Origin of the sequence: Phaeobacter sp. NW0010-22 (genome assembly GCF_040365955.1) — a bacterium.
Lineage (GTDB): Bacteria > Pseudomonadota > Alphaproteobacteria > Rhodobacterales > Rhodobacteraceae > OMPR01.
In genome coordinates, this window is record NZ_BAABWT010000007.1 from 85,367 (window position 1) to 105,734 (window position 20,368).

Sequence of the window (20,368 nt, forward strand, 5' to 3'; positions counted from 1 at the left end):
GATCGCTCAAAACCAGAGATGAGCCGAGCAGAATGTCGGTGAATCGGAGGTAGATGTGCAGCAGATTAGAACGATCTGGACGAATCTAGGAAAACGCAATCAAGCAATTGTTATTGCTTCATTTTTTGCGTTGGTTCTAAGCGTTGGTGTGTTGTCGAGAATAGCAACGTCGCCGTCGATGACCTTGCTTTATGCGGGTTTGGAGAATGGGGCGGCTGGCGATGTTGTCCGCTCGCTGGAACAGCGTGGCGTTCCTTATGAAGTGCGAGGCGGTTCCATTTATGTTCCCGGTGGTCAGCGCGACGAGCTTCGTATGACATTGGCAAGTGAAGGGCTGCCTGCCAATGGTGGGCAGGGCTATGAATTACTTGATTCCCTCAGCGGGTTTTCAACTACGTCGCAAATGTTTGATGCCGCGTATTGGCGCGCAAAAGAGGGTGAGCTGGCGCGAACAATTGTTGGCAGCCGACATGTCACGCAAGCTAGGGTCCACATTGCAAACAGCACAGCAAATCCGTTTCAAAAAACGGTCGAGCCAACAGCCTCTGTTGCCGTGGTCCCGTCAGGGGGGCAAATCACGCCGTCGCAGGCGAATGCGATTCGCTTTCTGGTTGCGTCGGCGATTACGGGGCTTTCAGCGGATAATGTAGCGGTGATTGATACCAACGGCACGGTGATTGGGTCGCCTGAAACAACCGCTGCGGCCAGCACCGCCGATGACCGCGCCCAGAATATGCGAGAACGTGTGTTGCGGTTGGTCGAGGCCCGCGTGGGTCAAGGCAACGCGGTTGTCGAGATCAGCGTCGATACTGTGACCGAAACCGAATCCATCCGCGAGCGCCGTTTTGATCCCAATGGACGTGTGGCCATCAGTACAGACGTCGAAGAACGCTCTGATGCGTCGAAAAGCCAGTCTGCGGACGTCACGGTGGCCTCGAACTTGCCTGATGGCGATGGGGCTGCGGGGGACGAATCGAACACCAACACAAGCGAAACCCGTGAGCGTGTGAATTACGAAGTGTCGGAAACGGAGCTGGAAATTTTGCGCGTTCCCGGCGCGGTCAAGCGGCTTTCCGTGGCGGTTTTGGTGAACGGATCACAGGTCGTTGATGATACCGGAACTGCAACCTTTGAACCGCGGCCAGACGCCGAATTGGAAGCACTCCGGGATCTGGTGTCATCAGCGGTTGGCTTCAATGCAGAGCGGGGCGATGTTATCACGCTTAAATCTATGGAGCTGCCATCGCTGGCGCCTCAAGGGACCTTGGTTGGGTCGTCGTTTCTACAAAACATCCATCTGGACGTTATGAACTTGATCCAAATGGCGACACTTGCTGTTGTGACTATGGTTTTGGGGCTTTTTGTGATCCGCCCCATCCTGTCCAACGCAGCGCAACTGCCAGCACCTGCTGTGGGTGCGTTGCCTGAGTTCGCCCCAGCAACTGATAGCTCCACATCATATCTGACAGGTGAAATTCAAGACGGCACCGGAGGGTTTCCCACGCCAGTTCCTCTGTCACTGGATGGTGCGCCCGGGACGCTTCCGAATAGGGGCGGAACCGATGATGCGGTTGACCGCTTGCGATCGATGATCGGGGAGCGTCAGGAAGAAACAGTCGAAATTCTACGCAGCTGGCTCGAAGAAGGTGAGGAGAAGGTCTGATGTCTATTGCCCACTTATTGGAAGATTTTGAAGTAAGCATGACCACGGCTGGCAGGATGCAATTGATCAGCCAGGAGCTGTTGGAAGATGAAAGGCTGGCCTCCTTCGAACAGGGGTATTCAGCTGGTTGGGATGATGCGGTTTCTGCGCAGGGGGAATCCCAAGCCCAATTGGTGGCCGCCTTGTCCAACAATCTGGAGGATCTTTCGTTTACCTATAACGAAGCTCTGTCACAGATGGCTACATCGTTGGAGCCAATGTTTGATTCCCTGGTGCAGCAGGTATTGCCGGACACGATGGCACAGGGCTTTGGCCAGCATATTGTTGAACAACTGACCGAAATGGCGACCGAACAGGTGGCCCAACCGGCCCTTCTGATTGTCCCCAAAGGCGTGAGCCGGGCACTTAAGCCTGTTCTTGATCGCGATTTTTCTTTCCCCATACAACTGGTGGAAGAGGCAACTTTGCCACCGGGGCAAGCCAGCCTGCGGGTCGGAACTGCAGAACGAGAAGTCAATTGTTCCGAGCTGTTAGAGACAATTTCCACAGCAATGAGCGCCTTTGTTTATCAGGCCAAAGAGGATTCAAAACATGGATAATGCATCAAATTCACAAACAGGCGCGGCCTCTCCGTTTACCTCGGTTCCAATCGAAATCACCGTTTCGGTGGGCCGCGCACGGCCTTTGATCCGCGAATTGGTTGGTCTGGGTGAAAACGCCGTTCTGCCGTTGGACAAGCGCGTCGAAGATCCGGTTGAGCTCTATGTTGGGGACCAACTGGTTGCGCGTGGGCAGCTGGAAGAAATGAGTGGCGATCAAGCCGGGCAACTGGCGGTCCGGCTCACTGAAATTTCGGATTTGCAGAACGGACTGGGATGAAACGGACACTACTCTGTCTGTTCAGCTGTTGTTTGGTGACGCTGGTCTGGACTGGTGCCGCTTCGGCACAGGAGCTCTCCTTGTCATTGGGAGAGGGGGGGTCCATTTCCGCCCGCTCCATCCAGCTGATTTTGTTGATCACGGTGCTGTCGATAGCACCGGGTCTTGCGATCATGATCACGTGTTTTCCGTTTCTGGTGACGGTTCTTTCGATCCTGCGGCAAGGCATCGGGTTGCAGCAATCACCGCCAAACATGTTGATCGTCAGTCTGGCGATGTTCCTGACCTATTTTGTGATGGAGCCAGTGTTCATGGATGCGTGGGAACAGGGTATTCGACCAATGATGGATGAAACCATGGCCGTTGAACCGGCCATGGTCCGGGCGGTTCAACCATTTAAGGCCTTTATGGCCGCGCGGATAGATCCCGACACGTTTCAAGCGATGGCGGCTTTGCGGCCCGGGACTGAGGTTCAGGATCTAGGCCCGGATGCGAACCTGTCTATCTTGATGCCATCCTTTATGCTGTCGGAGGTTTCGCGAGCCTTTCAGATCGGGTTTCTGGTTTTTTTACCGTTTCTGGTTATCGACCTTGTTGTGGCTGCGGTGTTGATGTCGATGGGGATGATGATGGTGCCTCCGGCGACGGTCTCGCTGCCGTTCAAGTTGGCGTTCTTTGTGGTGGCGGATGGCTGGTCGCTGATCGCGAGCGCGCTTGTGCGCAGCTATGCCTCGTAACTTATAAACCTCAACGGGTTCGCTGATCAGAGCAGGATATTCGGCGTTTCAGACACGGCGCTTTTCATGGATGATCTGATGGCTTTCGGGACACGCGGCGTATCGCGAGGAGCGTGACCGGAGGCCCCAGGATTTCAAATATGACGGTGCTGGTGATGGTATAGGCCATGATCGCCGTCTCCCATTGCGGAAACCGCTCGCCAGCGACCAGCGCCATGCCAACGGCCACCCCGGCTTGGGGCAGCAGTGCGGGACCATACCAAAGCACCTCCTTGCATGGTGTCCCGCCAAGACGGGCCCCAACAATGCCACCTGCAAGACGTCCAAGAATGCGCAAGACCACGAACATTGCGCCGGTCAGTCCCAGCATTCTGAGCGCGTCAAATTCGAGCGATGCGCCAGCCAGCAAGAAGAACAAGATCATGAAAGGCCATTGGATGTGTTCGATTTCGTGGAAAGCGCGGTCATGATGGCGTGCGAAATTGGCGATTATGGCGCCTGCGGTCATGCCAGCGATGAGAAATGAAACCTCGGACCAGAGCGCGATGCCCGCCGTCAGAAACACAATGCCGATAGCTTCGGCCTGCATGGGTTCGCCGGGTTTGAGACGCCCGGTGAGAAAAGCCGCCGGGATGCCAATCCCGATGCCGAGGGCGACGGCCCCCCCCAATTCGTGAAACGTCCCGGACAGAACGCCCATCCATCCGTCGCTGTGGCCAGCAAGAACAAGTGCGACGCTGAAAACGATCAATCCCCACGCGTCGTCGATGGCTACGATGGCTTTGAGTGTATCGGTGAATCCGTTTTCGACGCCGGACTGCCGGATCACATCGGTCATCGCGGCTGGGGCGGTTGCGGTGGCAACGGCACCCAGCAACAGCGCCAACCCCGGATCCATACCAACAGCCGTCAGGCCGGCCGTTACCAACAGGATCGTAAAGGCCACGATCGCCAAAGAGATCGCGAGAATCGCGCGCCCGTGGCGCATGAGGTTCCCGTGTGAAATTGATCCACCCAGCAGGAAGGACACCATTGTCAGCGCGATGATTGAGAGCGCATCAAACCAGGCTGCGACCCCTTCTGGGATCAATCCAAGCCCTGCATTTCCCGCAGCCAAACCAAGAAGAAGAAGCAAAGTCACCCGCGGAAAGCGAGTGACGCGCCCAAATTCGTCAGCGGCCAATCCGGCCAGAAACAGAACGCCGAGCGTGATAAGGAAACCGGCAAGATCCAAGGTCAGGGTATTCCTTTGGAATAAGAAACTGTTGTGATCTTTATCATAGGCAAAAGGGGTGCATTATGGAGTTTGCCAGTTTGAAGCAGGTGCCTGTGACTATTGTGGGTACCACATAACAGTCCCTGAATTAATTCAAAGGCCCCGATGACCCTGCCGGGATAGAGCGATACACTCAACATCATGAAATTGGAGGTGGGTGAGTGTATTTCGAGATGGGCGCAGATGGGCAAGCCAAGGTCTTTAGCATTTTGAAAGTGTTGAACTTTCTAAGTCTTACTCTTGCTGCGATGATTGGGTTGACGGCGTGTTCGGTTCAGGCCCCTCAATCAGGGGCGACGCTGTATCGGGAGAACTGTCAGGTTTGTCATGGGCGTACAGGGGCAGGAGACGGACCGAATGCTGGTGACCTGCCGATTGCGCCCGCTAATCTGAGGCTGTTGGCCGAGGCGAATGGTGGCGTGTTTCCGACCGAGCAAGTGATGATAGAAATCTACGGATATCGTGGCAAAGATCTGGATGCTTTGATGCCAGAGTTTGGCCCTGTGTTGGACAGTCCACAAGTCATTTGGACGGCAGCCGATGGTCGGGAGATTCCGACACCCTCGGCGTTAATCACGTTGGCGCAATACCTGGAAACATTGCAGGATTGATGTGATGGGTTGCGTTATCAGAAGCAACGCATGTTTGCATCTATCGGTAATTAGCGACGCAAATTTGTGAGTGGGAAAAGTCAGGTGACGCCTGTTGCGCGGTCATAAGTTAATGGCTCCGTCGGGGGTATCTTCCTTATTTTTCCTACCCTTTCGGAAGGCTCCGGTTTCGATTTTAGAGATTGGAAAGAGGGGGCGTTTTGGAACGCGGTACAGCCCTGAAAGTTGGCAGAGTGAAAGCCCCAGGTGTTTAGCTTAACGGATAGGAACCGAGAAAGGCACACACCTTTATAGTTCTACTTTGTACGAAAATGAGGGGCAAACGTACGTTTGGGCCTATCAGAATGGCTAAGCGGGCGCCCGAGAGCACCCGCCGTCATCTTTATCCGCGCGAATACATGTCCTCGTATCGGATGATGTCATCTTCGCCCAGGTAGGCACCGGTTTGAACTTCGATCAGAACCATCGGCACTTTGCCGGGGTTTTCCATGCGGTGTACGGCCCCAAGCGGAATGTATACGGATTGATTTTCGCTGATCAGTCTAACCTCGTCATCGACTGTCACTTTGGCTGTGCCTTTGACGACGATCCAATGTTCGGACCGGTGGTGGTGGCTTTGCAGACTAAGCGCGGCCCCCGGATGTACCATGATGCGTTTGACCTGAAATCGCTCTCCGACTACGAGGCTTTCGAACCACCCCCAAGGACGGTGATCTTTTGGAAAGGACTCGGCTTGTTTGGCCTGTTTGGCTTTCAAGGCGTTTACAGCTTGTTTGACGTCTTGTGAGCGGGATTTGTCTGCGATCAGAACCGCATCGGGCATGGCAACGGCAACGATATTCTCTAACCCGATCCCGACAACCTCGAGAGAGTCATCCTCGGACCGAAGGAGTGTGTTGTCGCAATCAATGGCAGTGGCTGGCCCGGAAATAGCCACGCCTCTTTCGTCGGGGTTGGATTCGCGCAAGACAGAATCCCAATCCCCTAAGTCAGACCAGCCCGCGGAAAACGGTACAACCGTCAGGTTTGTTGCGTGTTCCATGACAGCATAGTCGATTGAAATATCATCAACTTGATCCCAAGCTTCTGGATCTAGTCGTAGAAATCCGAGATCAGGTTTTGCCTCTGTCACTGCGCGTTCAACAGGGTCGATCAATTGCGGTGCAAAAGCAGTGACGGCTTCGAGTAAGGCGCGCGCAGAAAACAGAAAGATCCCAGCGTTCCACAAAAAGTGATCTGAGGCGACCATCTGTTCAACTGTCTCGGCATCCGGTTTTTCGACAAATCGCTTTAGTGCAATTGACGTGTTTGCGCAGCTTTCAGGTGCCGCAGTTAGCTCGAGGTACCCGTACCCGGTTTCGTGTCGCGTTGGTGTAATGCCAAATGTAACCAACTGGCCCTCTTTGGCTTCTTTGAGGCCAGCGTTTACAGCGTCACGAAAGGCTGCGCTGTCAGGAACAACGTGATCCGACGGGGCCACCAGCATCAGCGCGTCTGGATCGGATTTTGCCAGCCAAAGGGCTGCTGCCAGAATTGCAGGCGCTGTATTGCGCCCCGAAGGTTCAATCAAAACTGGGCCGGGATCGATCCCAATCTCGGCCAGTTGTTCGGTCACGATGAACCTGAATGCGGAATTCGTGAGCACCATAGGGGCGGCGTAATCTGGGCCGGACAGTCGCTTGGCCGAGGCTTGAAACAAGGTGTCCGTCCCAACCAGAGGGACAAACTGCTTGGGGTAGCTTTTTCTCGACAAGGGCCACAACCGGGTGCCCGAGCCGCCACATAGAAGAATGGGATGAATCATTTGGGTCCTGTTCCCTTTACGCCAATGACGGGATGGTGCGTTCAAAGTGATGGCTCATCAAGTGTCGTATCGGCTTGAATTGGTTTTCTTTCCCATAGTGCACGACCCGAACCGTAAACTAAAGGCAAGGGGGCCATTTTGAGGGGGTTCACGGTTGGAAAAAAGTAAAGGCGATAGTTTAACTCAGGATTGACAAGCCTGATCATTTTAATCAGGTAAGGCGCAATCCTGATCTGAGCCGCACACTGGCTGCTAGATTTTTGAACTTGATATTGAGGACAAAACGAAATGACATGCAGATTACTCGCGGCCACGGCGCTGACGCTTTCCTTTGCTGTTCCAGCTTTGGCTAACGACAAGGCCGCTGTTCTGGAAACATATGCCAATATCGCGCAGGCCGGGTACGAAGACAGCCTGAGCACTGCCAAAACATTGCAAGCCGCTGTTGATGCTCTGATCGCGACGCCGTCTGCCGAAACGTTGCAAGCCGCCAAAGCTGCATGGCTTGCTGCGCGTGTTCCGTATCAGCAAACCGAAGTGTTCCGGTTTGGCAATGCGATCGTGGATGACTGGGAAGGCAAAGTGAATGCCTGGCCATTGGACGAAGGTTTGATCGATTATGTCGACGCCAGCTATGGCGGCGCAACTGATGAAAACGCGAATGCGGTTTTGAATGTTGTGGCGACCCCCAACTTTGAACTGTCCGGTAAAGCGGTGGATGCGTCCGATATCACACCGGCGCTGTTGTCTGACACATTGCACGAGGCAGAGGGTGTCGAGTCAAACGTTGCGACTGGCTATCACGCGATTGAATTCCTGCTTTGGGGTCAGGATCTGAATGGGACCAATGCAGGCGCGGGCAACCGGTCGTGGACAGACTATGCTGCGGGTGAGAATTGCACCAACGGCAACTGTGATCGCCGAGGTGAGTATTTGAAGGCGTCAACTGACTTGTTGGTGAACGATCTGGCTTGGATGAGCGAACAATGGGCCACAGGCGGCGAAGCGCGTCAGAGCGTGATGCAGGACGAAAACGCCGGTATCGTGGCAATGCTGACAGGCATGGGCAGCCTGTCTTATGGCGAGCAAGCAGGTGAGCGCATGCGTCTTGGCCTGATGCTGAACGACCCCGAAGAAGAGCATGATTGTTTTTCCGACAACACACACAACAGCCACTACTTTGATGGTCTGGGTGTGCAGAACGTTTACCTGGGTCAATACGTCCGCGTGACCGGTGAACTAGTGTCAGGTGCGTCATTGTCTGATTTGGTCGTGGACACCGACAGCGGGTTGGACACGGAAATGAAAACCAAGCTGTCGACCACCATGATGGCGCTGGCGCGGATCAAAACCGCAGCCGAAGCTGGATTTGCCTATGACCAGATGTTGGAACGTGGAAATGCCGGTGGCGAGCAGTTGATCATGGGCGGTGTGAATGGCCTGACGGATCAGACGCGCACCATCCAACGGATCGTCGCCTCTTTGAAATTGGATAGCGTTGAGTTTGAAGGGTCAGATTCCCTTGACAACCCAAGCGCCGTATTCCAGTAAGCGTTATGTTATAACGTTCAGCCAGTACCTCGGTCAGCCAAACGTTTCCTCTAAGAAAGTAGAAAAATGAACACGAAGCTGATCGCGGCGCTGGTATGCGCTGCGCCATTTGTTGCGACCGCCGCGCAAGCACAGGAATTCACATGGGAAGGATCCCTGGAATTCACCCACGACAACACATTCAAGTCGGATGACCCGACAAAAGAGTTCGGCGCAACGGGCGCTACTTTGGACTTGAGTGCCGCCTATCAGTTCAATGAGACTTTTGGTGTTTTTGGGGCTTTGACTGGTGAAAACCTGAACGACGCCACACCTGCGGACAAGCATTTCACCGACTGGGGTTTGTACGTCAAAGAGTTGGGATTCACCATTTCAACACAGCACGCCACTTTTGCTGTTGGTAAGGTTTCGCCGGTCTTTGGTATCGCTTGGGATGCGACAGCGGGCTATTTTGCTTCGGATCTGGCCGAAGACTATGAGCTGACTGAACAGCTAGGTGGTTTGGCCGAAGTAGAACTGGGCGATGCGGGCGCGTTGCATTTCGGTCTGTTCTTTGCCGATGATACCGCACTGAGCAAATCCGTTGGTTTCCGCCGTCCGCAAAACACGACAGCCGCAGGTGGGGCCGGAAACACTGGCAAGCTGAACAACGGCAGCGTCACCTGGGTCAAAGGGTTTAATGATACCGAAGTCCGTCTGGGTGTGCGGCGTCTGAGCGCCGGTATTGGCGACGTCAAAGATGAGACCGGCGTTGTGGCCAGTGTGCAGCATTCCTTTGCCAATCTGCCGTTGGATGCCTTTGCTGAATTTGCACAGTTTGAAGGCTTTGAAGGCACAGCAGACAAGGCAACCTATGCGACCTTGAATGCGGCCTACGCAATTGGTGAGGTCACATTGTCGGGCACCTATGCGCTGCGGGATATTACCAATCGTGAAAAGACAGAGGTCCTGTCGATCGGTGCGGAATATGAATTTGGCGAGCGCTATTTGATCGGTGCTGCATTGGCACAGGTCAAAGAAGGTGCTGTTACAGATCAGGTTCTGGGTGTGAACTTTGAAATCGCGCTGGGTAGCTAAACCCAGTCAGACTTCCCTTGGTTGCGTCTTTTCTTGATCGACGCGTCTTGGACTTGGGCCGCAGTTTTGCGGCCCTTTTTAAATCCGACAGTTTTTATTGGAAAAGATAAATCCAAGCTGGACTCTGCAACCAAACCTGCTAAATATCCGATCAATATAGTCAGGAATATGTGACGAACTCCAGGATACGCCCAGATGATCGTTTGCCATTGCACAAATATCACGGATCACGAGATCCGCGCCGCCATCGATTGGATGCGCGCGTCAGATCCGGAAACGATCATCACACCTGGAAAAATCTATCACGCGCTGGGCAAGTCGGCTGATTGTGGCGGATGCATGCCGCTGTTTCTAGACACGATGCGCGCGAGTGATAGTCTCGAAGTCCCAATGCACCTCCGCTCTTTGCGAGTCGGAGCAACACAGGAGAGAAGACATGAAGGGCGATCCCAAGGTAATCGAATACCTCAACAAGTCGCTGCGCCATGAGCTGACTGCGGTCAGCCAGTATTGGTTGCATTACCGGTTGCAGGAGGATTGGGGCCTGATTCATATGGCCAAGAAAAGCCGCGAAGAATCCATTGAGGAAATGGAACATGCGGACAAATTGATCGAACGGATCATTTTCCTTGAGGGCCACCCTAACCTGCAGAAATTGGATTCACTGAGAATTGGGCAGACACCCAAGGAAACGCTGGAATGTGATTTGGCCGCAGAGCAAGATGCGCGCGCGCTCTATATTGAAGCGCGGGAACATTGCAGCACAGTTGGCGATTACGTCACGATGAAACTGTTTGAAACACTGATTGCGGACGAAGAGGGTCACATCGATTTTCTTGAAACGCAGCTGGAACTACATGATCGGGTTGGACCTGAAAACTATGCGCATCTCAATGCGGTCAAAATGGACGAAGCCGAATAAACTGGCTTGGGTGGTTGCTGTAAGCACAGCGACCACCGCTCTTGCGGGGGATCTGAGTGACCCGCATCTTGATACCTTACCGAGAACCCAAGCAGAAATCGCGCGGATCCGTAATGTCACGGCGCCGGCCGTTGATTTCACCCAAGCCGAAGTGTTTGAGGAAAAACCAGCCGGGGCTGCAACAGTACGCGTGCGGTCAAATGCAGATGCGTTTTCGCAACCCTCGGGCAACATGGAGTTCGAGCGCGAGCTGGATTTCAAGCTGGGCAACGGGTTGTTCAAAAAGCTTTGGGTGTCTTCGCCTTCGTCGACTCTGGCGTCGGATGGGTTGGGACCGCTATACAATGCGCGATCCTGCCAGAGGTGCCACATCAAAGATGGGCGGGGTCATCCGCCAAATGGCCCGGATGATAGTTCGGTCTCTATGTTCCTACGTGTGTCTGTGCCCGGCGGGGAGGCAATTACCGAGATCAAAGACTATCTGGCGACGCAGACAGAGCCTACGTATGGCGGGCAGCTTCAGGATTTCTCGCTGCCCGGTCATGCGGCAGAATACCGATTGGATATCCAATACGAAGAGATCGCCGTAACGCTTGGTGATGGGGAAACCGTATCGCTGCGGCAACCCACGTATCGCGCGCTGGATCTGGGCTATGGCCCGATGCAAGCCGACGCAATGCTAAGCCCTCGCGTCGCACCGCAGATGATTGGTCTTGGATTGCTGGAGGCCATTCCTGCGGCTGACATTCTGAAAGGCGCGGACCCAAATGATGAGGATGGGGATGGCATATCAGGGCGGGCAAATATTGTCTGGTCTCGTGAGTTTGACAAACCGATGTTGGGCCGGTTTGGCCTAAAAGCCGGATCGCCCACGGTGAATGATCAATCTTCGGCGGCGTTCAACGGCGACATCGGGATTTCGACCCCGCTGTATCCCTTGGCATGGGGGGACTGCACCGAGGCGCAGGAGGACTGTCAAGCCGCCCCACACGGTGACGGCGATTCGCGCGGCCAAGAAGTGGATGCGGTGGGGATGCAGTTGGTGACATTTTACAGCCGCAATCTCGCGGTTCCGGCACGCCGCGATGTTGAGGACCCAGAAGTCTTGCAGGGCAAGCAGATCTTTTACCAAACGGGATGTATCAGCTGTCACACGCCTAAGTTTGTCACCCATCGTTTGGTGGATCAGCTTGAACAGAGTTTTCAGCTGATTTGGCCCTATAGCGATATGCTGTTGCACGATATGGGCGAGGGGTTGGCGGATAATCGCCCTGAAGCCCGCGCAACGGGTCGGGAATGGCGCACGCCACCGCTGTGGGGTATCGGGCTGACTGAACAAGTCAGTGGTCATACGCAATTCCTACATGATGGTCGCGCCCGTTCGTTGCTCGAGGCGGTATTGTGGCATGGCGGCGAGGCGGCGGATCAACGGGACGCTGTGGTGAATATGTCAAATGCGGACCGTACGGCCCTTTTTCGATTTTTGGAGAGTCTTTGAATGTTGCGAATTTCAGCTTTGGTTTTGGCGCTGACCACCTCGGTCGCACATGCGGATCTTGCGGACACCATTCTGGATGACATCGTGTTGCCGGGATTTGACCAACTCGCGATTAGCGGTCAGGCGTTGGATGCTGCGGCGCAAACTGACTGCCGGGCCGAGTCCGAACCGTTGCGCGCAGCCTTTGGTGAAACATTGGATGCCTGGACGGCTGTTAGTCACTTTCGCTTTGGTCCGACAGAGGTAGAAAACCGTGGCTTTGCGCTTGCGTTCTGGCCAGACAGCCGGGGCAAAACCCCGCGCGCGTTGAATGGTTTGATAGCGTCCCAAGACCCAGTTGTTGACACCGCTGAGAGCTTTGCAACAGTCTCTATCGCGGCGCGCGGGCTCTATGCGATGGAATTTTTGTTGTATGATGCAACGATCAGCACAGCGGGCAATTCGGAATATCATTGCGCCCTGACGCAGGCCGTGGCTGCCGACATTTCGGTGACGGCGCAAGAGTTGGCCGCAGATTGGCACACACGGTATGCAGAGCTGATGCGCAACCCAACTGAGGGCGGTGTGTACCAATCCGAGGCTGAGGTGGCGCAGGAGTTTTTCAAGGCGTTGAACACAGGGTTGCAGATCACCGCAGATATGCGGTTGGGGCGTCCATTGGGGACGTATGATGCACCGCGACCAAAGCGCGCCGAAGCTTGGCGATCAGACCGGTCGCTGCGCAATGTGACCCTATCGTTGGAAGCGTTGGAGCGTCTTGCGATGCAATTGGCGAATACTGATCCAGAGATCGAGGCGCGGTTGGGACACAGCTTTGCCACCGCCCTGACCGAAGCCAAAGGGTTGGATGACCCGCGCTTTGCCAGGGTGTCAGACCCCAGTGGCCGGTTCCGGGTTGAGGTGTTGCAACGGACGGTTAATGATATTCGCGCCGTTTCGACAGGATATCTTGGGCCTCTGTTGGGGGTTTCAGGCGGCTTCAATTCCTTGGATGGCGATTGAGCATGACATCACGCCGCGGGTTTATGGCAGGACTTGTTGCAGCCGGGGCGTGCCCGCGGCTGAGCTGGGCGGACGCCGGGTCGCCAGCGTTTTTATCGGCAGGCCGCGCGCCCAATGGGCACTATGCAGTGTTTGGTTTGGGTCGTGACGGGCAACCCATATTTGAGATCCCTCTACCCGCACGCGGGCACGCGGCAGCGGCGCATCCGCATCGTCCGCAGGCGGTGGCCTTCGCACGCCGCCCGGGGCGGTTTGTGATTGTGTTGGATTGTGTCACCGGACGTGAGGTGGCCCGATTGGAGGCCCCTGAGGGGCGGCATTTCTATGGGCATGGAGCGTTTTCCAAGCAAGGCGATACCTTGTTCACCACGGAAAACGACTATGAGGCCGGGCAAGGGTGCTTGGGCGTTTGGGACGTCACAAACGGATATGCCCGCGTCGGTGAGTTCAGTTCGGGCGGTGTTGGCCCACATGACGTGCGACTGATGCCCGATGGTCAGACGTTGGTGGTTGCCAATGGGGGTATAGAAACGCACCCCGAAAGTGGGCGCGCTAAGTTGAACCTTCCGACCATGCTGCCGAACCTGACGTATTTGTCTCTGCAAGGAGAGGTTCAGGAGCAAGTTACCCTATCAGCCGACGAGCGATTGAATTCGATCCGCCATTTGGATGTGCGTTCGGATGGGTTGGTGGCGTTTGCGATGCAATGGCAGGGCGATCTGAGTGCAGCGCGGCCTGTTTTGGGGGTGCATCAACGCGGACAGGGGCCTGAGCTGGTGTCAATGACCCATGCCGAGGCCCTGACGATGAAAGGGTATGGAGGCAGCGTAGTGTTTTGGGGGAAAGGGCGGCGTTTGGCCGTGTCTTCGCCGCGCGGGAACCGTGTGCAGCTGTTTGATGTGGCGGGTCGGCACGTGGATGGCAAGCTGGAGCTGGAAGACGTCTGTGGCTTGGGCGTTTTGAGCGACGCGCTGATCGCCTCAGCTGGAACCGGAGAAGTGTTCCAAGTCCGCCAGCAGGCCACCCGTTTGTGGCAGTCTGGCGTTGCGTGGGACAATCATTTGGTCGCAGTCAATCGCGGCGCATAGGAGGCTCTGTGCGACCATTCCTTGAAACCAAAACAACTCGACGTGAAGCGCCGGGTTGGTGTCTTGGGTTTCGGTTTGATCTGAGGCAGATCAGGAAATACGAAAATGCTCCTCACCACGGGCGCGGGCGAGCACGATTTGCTTCTGACGCTCACGGAACCGCATTTTGTCCTGTTCCGAGCTCTCTTTGATGCACTGGTGACACGAGACGCCGTGCTCAAATTCAGTGCGCTCTTTGTCTGCAGGCAGGATCGGGCGGCGGCAGCCATGGCACAACTCGTGTGGGCCTTCGACCAAGCCATGTCCAACAGAGACACGGTTGTCGAAAACAAAACACTCACCTTCCCAGGTGCTGTCATTTGCAGGCATTTCTTCGAGATAACGCAAAATCCCACCCTTGAGATGGTAGACGTCATCAACACCCTGACCCAGTAAGAAATTGGTGGATTTCTCGCACCGGATACCCCCAGTGCAGAACATCGCAACACGTTTGTTGTGAAACCGGTCTTTGTTGTCTTCCCACCAGGCGGGGAATTCGCGGAAAGTCGCGGTTTCGGGATCAATTGCACCCTCGAATGTGCCAATTGCAACTTCGTAATCATTACGGGTGTCGATCACGACCACATCGTCTGACCGGATCAACTCATTCCATTCTTCGGGCTCAACATAATTGCCGACACGTGCCTTGGGGTCGATGTCGGGCTGGCCCATGGTCACGATCTCTTTCTTGAGACGGACTTTCATCTTGCCAAATGGGGCGTCTTTGGCGGTGGCTTCTTTCCAGTCCAGATCGGCGCAACCGGGCAATGCACGTATATGCGCGAGCACCGTATCGATGCCCGCACGCGGGCCCGCGATGGTGCCGTTGATGCCTTCTTTGGCCAGCAATAACGTGCCCCGCACGGATTGAGCCTGACACAGTTCAAGCAGAGCCGGCTGAATTGCAGCGGGGTCTGGGAACTGGGTGAAATGATAGAGCGCAGCGATAGTAAACATGAGCGGCGGTTTAATCCTGTGTCCGGGCCTGTGCAAGAGCCCGGATTGACGCGGGGCAGTGGTCTGCCTAGGCATATGATACCAGAGGAGAAAGAGCATGACCCATGCATTGCTAGTCATCGACGTTCAGAATGATTTTTGCCCCGGAGGTGCCTTGGCTGTGCCCGGTGGGGATGAAATCGTACCGCTGATCAATGGAATGATGGAGCGCTTCGACGCCGTGATCCTGACGCAGGATTGGCATCCGGCGGGGCATTCCTCTTTCGCCAGCACACATGCGGGAAAAGCCCCGTTCGAAATGATTGATATGCCATATGGACCACAGGTTTTGTGGCCGGATCACTGCCAACAGGGCACCGAGGGTGCGGCGTTTCACACGGATTTGCGCACAGATGGGGATTTGATTCTGCGCAAAGGGTTTCGATCGCACATCGACAGCTATTCAGGGTTTTTTGAAAACGATCAAACCACCCCCACCGGACTTGATGGGTATTTGCGTACACGGGGTGTCGACCAGGTGACAATGGTGGGTCTGGCGACGGACTTTTGCGTGCAGTTTTCAGCCTTGGATGCGGCGAAGCTTGGGTATCAGGTTACGGTGGATACGCGGGCGTGTCGGGCCATTGATATGGATGGGTCTATGGCGGCTGCTAAGCAGGCGATGTGCGATGCAGGAGTGGTCTTGATCTGAGATTTGGTTGCAATTTGTTAACTAGCTCGCGCCTAGGGTGTTGGGATCGAAACTAATCCCAAAGGTCGATAATGCGGGATACCCCTTCGCCGACCGTCGACCGGCTCGCTGACTATGAACGACATTTCAGTCCTGAGGGACTGTTGAAGAGATACGCGCGAGGCCGGGTCAGACATTTTTCTGGCCGCCAGATTTTGACACTCACCGGTGGTGTTGTCGTTGGCGCGACCAATGGATTGGAAATCGGGCTGCTTGCGGTCGGGATTGCCTTGTTGGGCGAGGTGCTGGATTGCTTGTGCTTGTTTTGGATCTTGAAGCGGCTGGCTGCCGGGCGCTCCTGTAAGTGGGCAAGGGCGGTCAGTACGCTAACGGCTTTCCTTCAGGCTTGTACAATCTCTGCTTGTGTTTTTCTTGCCTGGTTTGGATCAGAAAGCGGCGTGTCCCCGCTGTTTGCCACGGCATTTCTGGCTGGTGCTGCAATCAATGCGGGGCTGGTTATGCCCTTTCACAAACTCGCAGCTGTGGTGCGATTGGCCGTTTATTCCCTGACGGCTGTTGGGCTCTATGCGATTGATTTTTTTGGCCCGGAAACCGTTCTGAATACATGGCTTCTCGACGCTGTGGGGACAGCGTTGTTGGCGTATATGGTTGCCTTGTTTCTTCAATTCGTCAATTGGGGGTTTCGCGATAATCGGAATACGACACTTGCTCTAACGAAGCAAAGCCTGGCGTTGGTGCGGCATCAGAAAGAGGCTCATCAGCTCTCGCTTGTAGCCCGCAACGCGCATGACAGTGTCATTGTCTCTAATGGCGACGGAACCATTGCTTGGGTTAACGAAGCGTTCACTCGCATAACAGGGTACACCCTTAGCGAGGCACAGGGCCACAGCCCGGGTGAATTGCTCAATGGACCGCAGACAGATCCCGCCACGATTGCGTCCATTCAAAGCGCAATTCAAAACGGGCAGCCCTTTCGGGGCGAGGTTCAAAACGTCACCAAATCCGGGGCTAACATCTGGGTGGAAACCAATCTTGTTCCAATTCTGGATGAGGCTGGAAATGTGGAAATGTCTGTGGCCGTGGAACGGGATGTCACTGAGGCAAGAAATTATGCACGGGATCTAAAGGCGGCCCGTGATGCGGCCGAGGATGGAGCGCGTACAAAGGCAGAGTTTCTGGCAATTATGAGCCATGAAATTCGCACCCCGATGAATGGGGTTGTTGGAATGACGGATCTGTTGCTGGAAACTGACTTAGATAAAGACCAGCGTGTTTATGCGGATACAATAAAGAGTTCCGCCAAGGCGTTGCTAACGATCATCAATGACGTTTTGGATCTTTCCAAACTTGACGCCCACCAAATGGCATTGGACCCGGTGGAGTTTGATCTTCGGCAGTGTTGTGAAGATACGGTCCGGTTGATGTGGCCAGAGGCGAAATCCAAAGGTTTGGTCCTTACCTTTAATCCGATCCCCTCAATTCCCTCTCAGATACGGGGGGATGATGGGCGCTTACGACAGGTTTTGCTAAACCTGATTGGAAATGCGATCAAATTTACCCATGAAGGTGAAATAACCGTCACCCTGTCCACTGATCGTTGGGAAAATGGGTATATTCTGACGCTGGTTGTTGCGGACACTGGGATCGGCATCGCAAAGGAAAATCTGGATCATGTGTTTGACCGATTTTCTCAAGCGGATGCTGCGACAACCCGGCACTACGGCGGGACAGGGTTGGGGCTGACGATTTCGTTGGAATTGGTGCGGATGATGGGGGGAGAGATTGCCGTTCAATCGGTTCCGGGCAAGGGCTCGCGCTTTACCGTAACCCTGCCGGTGGATCATGCCGAGGAAGATCAGCCAGAGTGGCGTGAAAACCTGTTAAAACTGGGGTCAACCAACCTGTGTGCGCTAAAGGGTATGAAAATTCTGGTGGCCGAGGACAACAAAGTCAACCGCTTGGTGATTAAGAAGTTCCTTGCGGCCTTGCCCGTGGATTTGCAGTTTTCTCATGATGGTCAACAAACGGTGAAAATGGCTTCTGAATTCAAACCGGACTTGATATTTATGGATATGTCCATGCCCGTTATGGGCGGGCTGGAGGCAACGCGTGTCATTCGCGATTCTCCCATGGAGCAACCGATCATCATTGCGCTGACGGCCAATACGTTTGGCAGTGACAAGACAGCCTGTCGCCAAGCAGGTATGAATGATTTCATGAGCAAACCGTTGCGTCGTGCGGATCTCATATCGCGATTGCTGGTGCATGCCCCCCGGCGTGAAGGGTGTACCAAGCAATGAAATTGCTTTGCCGGTTTGTCTGGCGTATCCATGCCTGACCTAACTGACGAGGCGCGCTTTGGACATCGCAACACGTGTTTATAACCACAAGTGGAAGATCGACCCGATCGTCCGCTCTCTGATCGACACTGATTTTTATAAGCTGTTGATGTGTCAGTCTGTTTTCCGCAACAAGCCGGATACGGATGTGACGTTTTCACTGATCAACCGGTCGACGCATATCCCGTTGGCGGACTTGATCGACGAAGGGGAACTGCGCGAACAGCTGGATCATGTTCGGTCCCTGAGTTTGAGCCGCGGCGAAAGCACATGGCTGCGCGGCAACACCTTCTACGGCAAACGACAGATGTTCCGCCCGGACTTCATGGAATGGTTCGAGAACCTGCGACTGCCACCCTATCACCTGGAACGCAAAGGGGATCAGTATGAACTGACCTTTGAAGGCAAATGGCATGAAGTCATGCTGTGGGAAATTCCCGCGCTTGCGATTCTGATGGAGCTCCGATCACGGGCCGTTTTGCATGATATGCGCCGGTTTGAATTGCAAGTGCTGTATGCGCAGGCGATGACGCGTGTGTGGTCCAAGATCGAAAGCTTGCGCGAGATCGAAGGATTGGGGATCGCTGATTTCGGGACGCGTCGTCGTCATAGTTTTATGTGGCAGGATTGGTGTGTTCAGGCGATGCTCGAGGGGCTTGGCCCCAAATTTACCGGAACGTCGAATTGTCTGATCGCGATGCGTCGCGAGGTCGAGGCGATCGGGACAAACGCCCACGAGTTGCCGATGGTGTATTCTGCCTTGGCCGAAGGGGACGCCGCTCTGGCGCGCGCTCCATATGAGGTGTTGTCCGACTGGCATGACGAACACGAAGGCAATCTGCGCATTATCCTGCCAGACACCTATGGCACGCAGGGGTTTCTTGACAGTGCGCCGGATTGGTTGGCCGGATGGACCGGGATCCGCATCGACAGTGGTGATCCCGCGACAGGGGCGGAAACGGCTATTGCCTGGTGGAAAGCTCGTGGCGAAGACCCTACCCAAAAGCGGGTCATTTTCTCGGACGGTTTGGATGTGGACAAAATCAAAGAGCTGCACAAACAGTTTGCCGGGCAGGTGAATGTGTCCTTTGGCTGGGGTACCTTGCTGACCAACGATTTTCGCGGTCTGGTCAAAGACGACGGGCTGGCGGCATTTTCTCTGGTATGTAAGGCTGTTACGGCGAATGGGAAACCGACCGTCAAGCTATCTGACAACCCGGAAAAGGCGATGGGTCCGCAAAGCGAAATCGACCGTTACAAGCGGGTGTTTGGGGTCGGTCAACAAGAGGCGATCAAAGTCGTCGTGTGATCAATTGGGGGGTGGCTGCACCCCCCGCAAAATGGACCGTTTGACCTGGCGTTCGCGCCAGATCACCAACAGCCCCCCACCAATGATCAAAAAGGCGCCGGGGAACAGATCTTCGAACGGGGTTTCGCCATAGACCAGCCACCCCGCCGCAAAGGCAATTGGGATGCCAAAATAGTTAAACGGCGCGAGGTTGCTTTGTTCGGTCATGCGATATGAGACGACAAGCAAGAGCACAGCGGTTCCACCGCATGATCCCATGGCAATGATCCAGAACAGATCGGACATCGACGCTAGCGTTGAAAACCCTCCGGCATAAATCGCAAGGCTGAGCGACCCAATCAGCGCGGCGGCAACGGAATAGAGGTTGATCAGTGGGCTGGGAACATCAGGATCCATGCGGCGCGCCGTGACACCGGCCAGTGCGTATAAAAAGGCGGCTCCCAATGGGGCAAAAGCAGCAGTGGAAAAGCTGTCCGAAGTTGGGTTCATGACCATCATAACCCCAACAAATCCAATCAAAACAGCAGACCAGCGGATCAGGCCCACACGCTCTCCCAACAGGGGAATGGCCAGTGCGGTCATAAAGATGGCGTTGGCATAGGTGATTGTCGTGGCCGTGGCAAAGGCCATCGTGCCGAGTGAAAAATAGAACAGAAATTGCGCGAAAGTGACGATAAACCCGCGTGCAAGACCCAGTTTCCACTGGCGAATCCTTAGAACCCGCCCACCCGCGTGCCATCCAGAAGACGACCAGAGCGCAATCAGGCTGGGAAAAATACCAAAGAAATTGCGATAGGCAGACAGTTCGGCCGCAGAATACCGGGGCAGCAGGTATTTGATAATCAATCCCATGACATCAAACAGCAACAACGCCACAAGCGACAAGATGATCGCTAAGGTGACGTTGTCTTTGGAATGCGTCATG

General features: G+C 54.8%; 19 protein-coding genes. 15 read left to right on the forward strand and 4 right to left on the reverse strand.

Going from position 1 to position 20,368, the window contains the following annotated elements; genetic code table 11:
• The first annotated feature begins 55 nt into the window (after positions 1-55).
• From fliF to fliP, 4 genes are read left to right on the forward strand one after another with little or no spacing between them, the layout of a single operon-like run.
• Positions 56-1,663, forward strand: a complete 1,608-nt coding sequence (gene fliF, locus ABWV33_RS15715; RefSeq protein ID WP_353332110.1) for a flagellar basal-body MS-ring/collar protein FliF — start codon at positions 56-58, stop codon at positions 1,661-1,663.
• Positions 1,663-2,262, forward strand: coding sequence for a FliH/SctL family protein (locus tag ABWV33_RS15720; protein WP_113823571.1), 600 nt, complete (start codon positions 1,663-1,665; stop codon positions 2,260-2,262). The genes fliF and ABWV33_RS15720 overlap by 1 nt, the downstream gene beginning before the upstream one ends.
• On the forward strand, positions 2,255-2,542 hold the full coding sequence (locus ABWV33_RS15725; protein WP_121996294.1) for a FliM/FliN family flagellar motor switch protein: 288 nt from the start codon (positions 2,255-2,257) through the stop codon (positions 2,540-2,542). The genes ABWV33_RS15720 and ABWV33_RS15725 overlap by 8 nt, the downstream gene beginning before the upstream one ends.
• A complete protein-coding gene (gene fliP / locus ABWV33_RS15730) occupies positions 2,539-3,279 on the forward strand; it encodes a flagellar type III secretion system pore protein FliP (RefSeq protein WP_353332113.1) in 741 nt (246 codons plus the stop codon). The genes ABWV33_RS15725 and fliP overlap by 4 nt, the downstream gene beginning before the upstream one ends.
• Before the next feature lie 64 nt (positions 3,280-3,343).
• On the opposite strand, the gene ABWV33_RS15735 is transcribed toward fliP, so the two are convergent.
• A complete protein-coding gene (locus ABWV33_RS15735) occupies positions 3,344-4,513 on the reverse strand; it encodes a cation:proton antiporter (protein WP_353332115.1) in 1,170 nt (389 codons plus the stop codon).
• 203 nt (positions 4,514-4,716) lie between these two features.
• Here ABWV33_RS15735 and ABWV33_RS15740 point away from each other — a divergent pair, with 203 nt between their 5' ends.
• Complete coding sequence (locus ABWV33_RS15740; RefSeq protein ID WP_162930551.1) at positions 4,717-5,166, forward strand: c-type cytochrome; 450 nt, start codon at positions 4,717-4,719, stop codon at positions 5,164-5,166.
• A 382-nt stretch (positions 5,167-5,548) separates the two neighbouring features.
• On the opposite strand, the gene ABWV33_RS15745 is transcribed toward ABWV33_RS15740, so the two are convergent.
• On the reverse strand, positions 5,549-6,970 hold the full coding sequence (locus ABWV33_RS15745; protein ID WP_353332117.1) for a mannose-1-phosphate guanylyltransferase/mannose-6-phosphate isomerase: 1,422 nt from the start codon (positions 6,968-6,970) through the stop codon (positions 5,549-5,551).
• A 288-nt stretch (positions 6,971-7,258) separates the two neighbouring features.
• Here ABWV33_RS15745 and ABWV33_RS15750 point away from each other — a divergent pair, with 288 nt between their 5' ends.
• The 7 genes from ABWV33_RS15750 (at position 7,259) to ABWV33_RS15780 (ending at position 14,108) form a co-directional block, all read left to right on the forward strand.
• A complete protein-coding gene (locus ABWV33_RS15750; protein WP_121996299.1) occupies positions 7,259-8,521 on the forward strand; it encodes an imelysin family protein in 1,263 nt (420 codons plus the stop codon).
• A 66-nt stretch (positions 8,522-8,587) separates the two neighbouring features.
• Entirely contained in the window at positions 8,588-9,598 is a 1,011-nt protein-coding gene (locus ABWV33_RS15755) for a porin (RefSeq protein WP_113823578.1), read from the forward strand.
• Between the two features lie 195 nt (positions 9,599-9,793).
• On the forward strand, positions 9,794-10,087 hold the full coding sequence (locus tag ABWV33_RS15760; RefSeq protein ID WP_113823579.1) for a (2Fe-2S)-binding protein: 294 nt from the start codon (positions 9,794-9,796) through the stop codon (positions 10,085-10,087).
• The gene (gene bfr / locus ABWV33_RS15765; RefSeq protein ID WP_113823580.1) at positions 10,035-10,520 is read left to right on the forward strand and encodes a bacterioferritin; all 486 of its coding nucleotides are present in this window, start codon (positions 10,035-10,037) and stop codon (positions 10,518-10,520) included. The genes ABWV33_RS15760 and bfr overlap by 53 nt, the downstream gene beginning before the upstream one ends.
• Positions 10,480-12,018: a di-heme oxidoreductase family protein gene (locus ABWV33_RS15770; protein ID WP_353332121.1), complete on the forward strand. Its 1,539-nt coding sequence runs from the start codon at positions 10,480-10,482 to the stop codon at positions 12,016-12,018. Before bfr ends, ABWV33_RS15770 begins: the two co-directional genes overlap by 41 nt.
• Positions 12,019-13,020: an imelysin family protein gene (locus ABWV33_RS15775; RefSeq protein ID WP_353332123.1), complete on the forward strand. Its 1,002-nt coding sequence runs from the start codon at positions 12,019-12,021 to the stop codon at positions 13,018-13,020.
• A 2-nt stretch (positions 13,021-13,022) separates the two neighbouring features.
• Positions 13,023-14,108, forward strand: coding sequence for a DUF1513 domain-containing protein (locus tag ABWV33_RS15780; protein WP_353332125.1), 1,086 nt, complete (start codon positions 13,023-13,025; stop codon positions 14,106-14,108).
• A 90-nt stretch (positions 14,109-14,198) separates the two neighbouring features.
• On the opposite strand, the gene trhO is transcribed toward ABWV33_RS15780, so the two are convergent.
• Positions 14,199-15,104: an oxygen-dependent tRNA uridine(34) hydroxylase TrhO gene (trhO, locus tag ABWV33_RS15785; protein WP_353332127.1), complete on the reverse strand. Its 906-nt coding sequence runs from the start codon at positions 15,102-15,104 to the stop codon at positions 14,199-14,201.
• A gap of 97 nt (positions 15,105-15,201) precedes the next feature.
• On the opposite strand from trhO, the gene pncA reads away from it, so the two are divergent.
• The 3 genes from pncA (at position 15,202) to pncB (ending at position 19,443) form a co-directional block, all read left to right on the forward strand.
• Entirely contained in the window at positions 15,202-15,795 is a 594-nt protein-coding gene (gene pncA, locus ABWV33_RS15790; RefSeq protein WP_353332129.1) for a bifunctional nicotinamidase/pyrazinamidase, read from the forward strand.
• 194 nt (positions 15,796-15,989) lie between these two features.
• Positions 15,990-18,095, forward strand: coding sequence for an ATP-binding protein (locus ABWV33_RS15795; protein WP_353332131.1), 2,106 nt, complete (start codon positions 15,990-15,992; stop codon positions 18,093-18,095).
• A gap of 58 nt (positions 18,096-18,153) precedes the next feature.
• Positions 18,154-19,443, forward strand: coding sequence for a nicotinate phosphoribosyltransferase (gene pncB, locus ABWV33_RS15800; protein ID WP_113823586.1), 1,290 nt, complete (start codon positions 18,154-18,156; stop codon positions 19,441-19,443).
• Here the strand turns inward: pncB and ABWV33_RS15805 are convergent, their stop codons facing one another.
• Entirely contained in the window at positions 19,444-20,367 is a 924-nt protein-coding gene (locus ABWV33_RS15805) for a DMT family transporter (RefSeq protein ID WP_353332133.1), read from the reverse strand.
• Between the last annotated feature and the right edge of the window lies 1 nt (position 20,368).

Excerpts from the sequence above, each read along its gene's own strand:
- ABWV33_RS15720 (WP_113823571.1), top strand. The coding sequence starts at position 1,663 with ATGTCTATTGCCCACTTATTGGAAGATTTTGAAGTAAGCATGACCACG.
- ABWV33_RS15725 (WP_121996294.1), top strand. The coding sequence starts at position 2,255 with ATGGATAATGCATCAAATTCACAAACAGGCGCGGCCTCTCCGTTTACC.
- fliP (WP_353332113.1), top strand. The coding sequence starts at position 2,539 with ATGAAACGGACACTACTCTGTCTGTTCAGCTGTTGTTTGGTGACGCTG.
- ABWV33_RS15745 (WP_353332117.1), bottom strand. The coding sequence starts at position 6,970 with ATGATTCATCCCATTCTTCTATGTGGCGGCTCGGGCACCCGGTTGTGG.
- ABWV33_RS15750 (WP_121996299.1), top strand. The coding sequence starts at position 7,259 with ATGACATGCAGATTACTCGCGGCCACGGCGCTGACGCTTTCCTTTGCT.
- ABWV33_RS15755 (WP_113823578.1), top strand. The coding sequence starts at position 8,588 with ATGAACACGAAGCTGATCGCGGCGCTGGTATGCGCTGCGCCATTTGTT.
- ABWV33_RS15760 (WP_113823579.1), top strand. The coding sequence starts at position 9,794 with ATGATCGTTTGCCATTGCACAAATATCACGGATCACGAGATCCGCGCC.
- bfr (WP_113823580.1), top strand. The coding sequence starts at position 10,035 with ATGAAGGGCGATCCCAAGGTAATCGAATACCTCAACAAGTCGCTGCGC.
- ABWV33_RS15770 (WP_353332121.1), top strand. The coding sequence starts at position 10,480 with ATGCGCATCTCAATGCGGTCAAAATGGACGAAGCCGAATAAACTGGCT.
- ABWV33_RS15775 (WP_353332123.1), top strand. The coding sequence starts at position 12,019 with ATGTTGCGAATTTCAGCTTTGGTTTTGGCGCTGACCACCTCGGTCGCA.
- ABWV33_RS15780 (WP_353332125.1), top strand. The coding sequence starts at position 13,023 with ATGACATCACGCCGCGGGTTTATGGCAGGACTTGTTGCAGCCGGGGCG.
- trhO (WP_353332127.1), bottom strand. The coding sequence starts at position 15,104 with ATGTTTACTATCGCTGCGCTCTATCATTTCACCCAGTTCCCAGACCCC.
- pncA (WP_353332129.1), top strand. The coding sequence starts at position 15,202 with ATGACCCATGCATTGCTAGTCATCGACGTTCAGAATGATTTTTGCCCC.
- ABWV33_RS15805 (WP_353332133.1), bottom strand. The coding sequence starts at position 20,367 with ATGACGCATTCCAAAGACAACGTCACCTTAGCGATCATCTTGTCGCTT.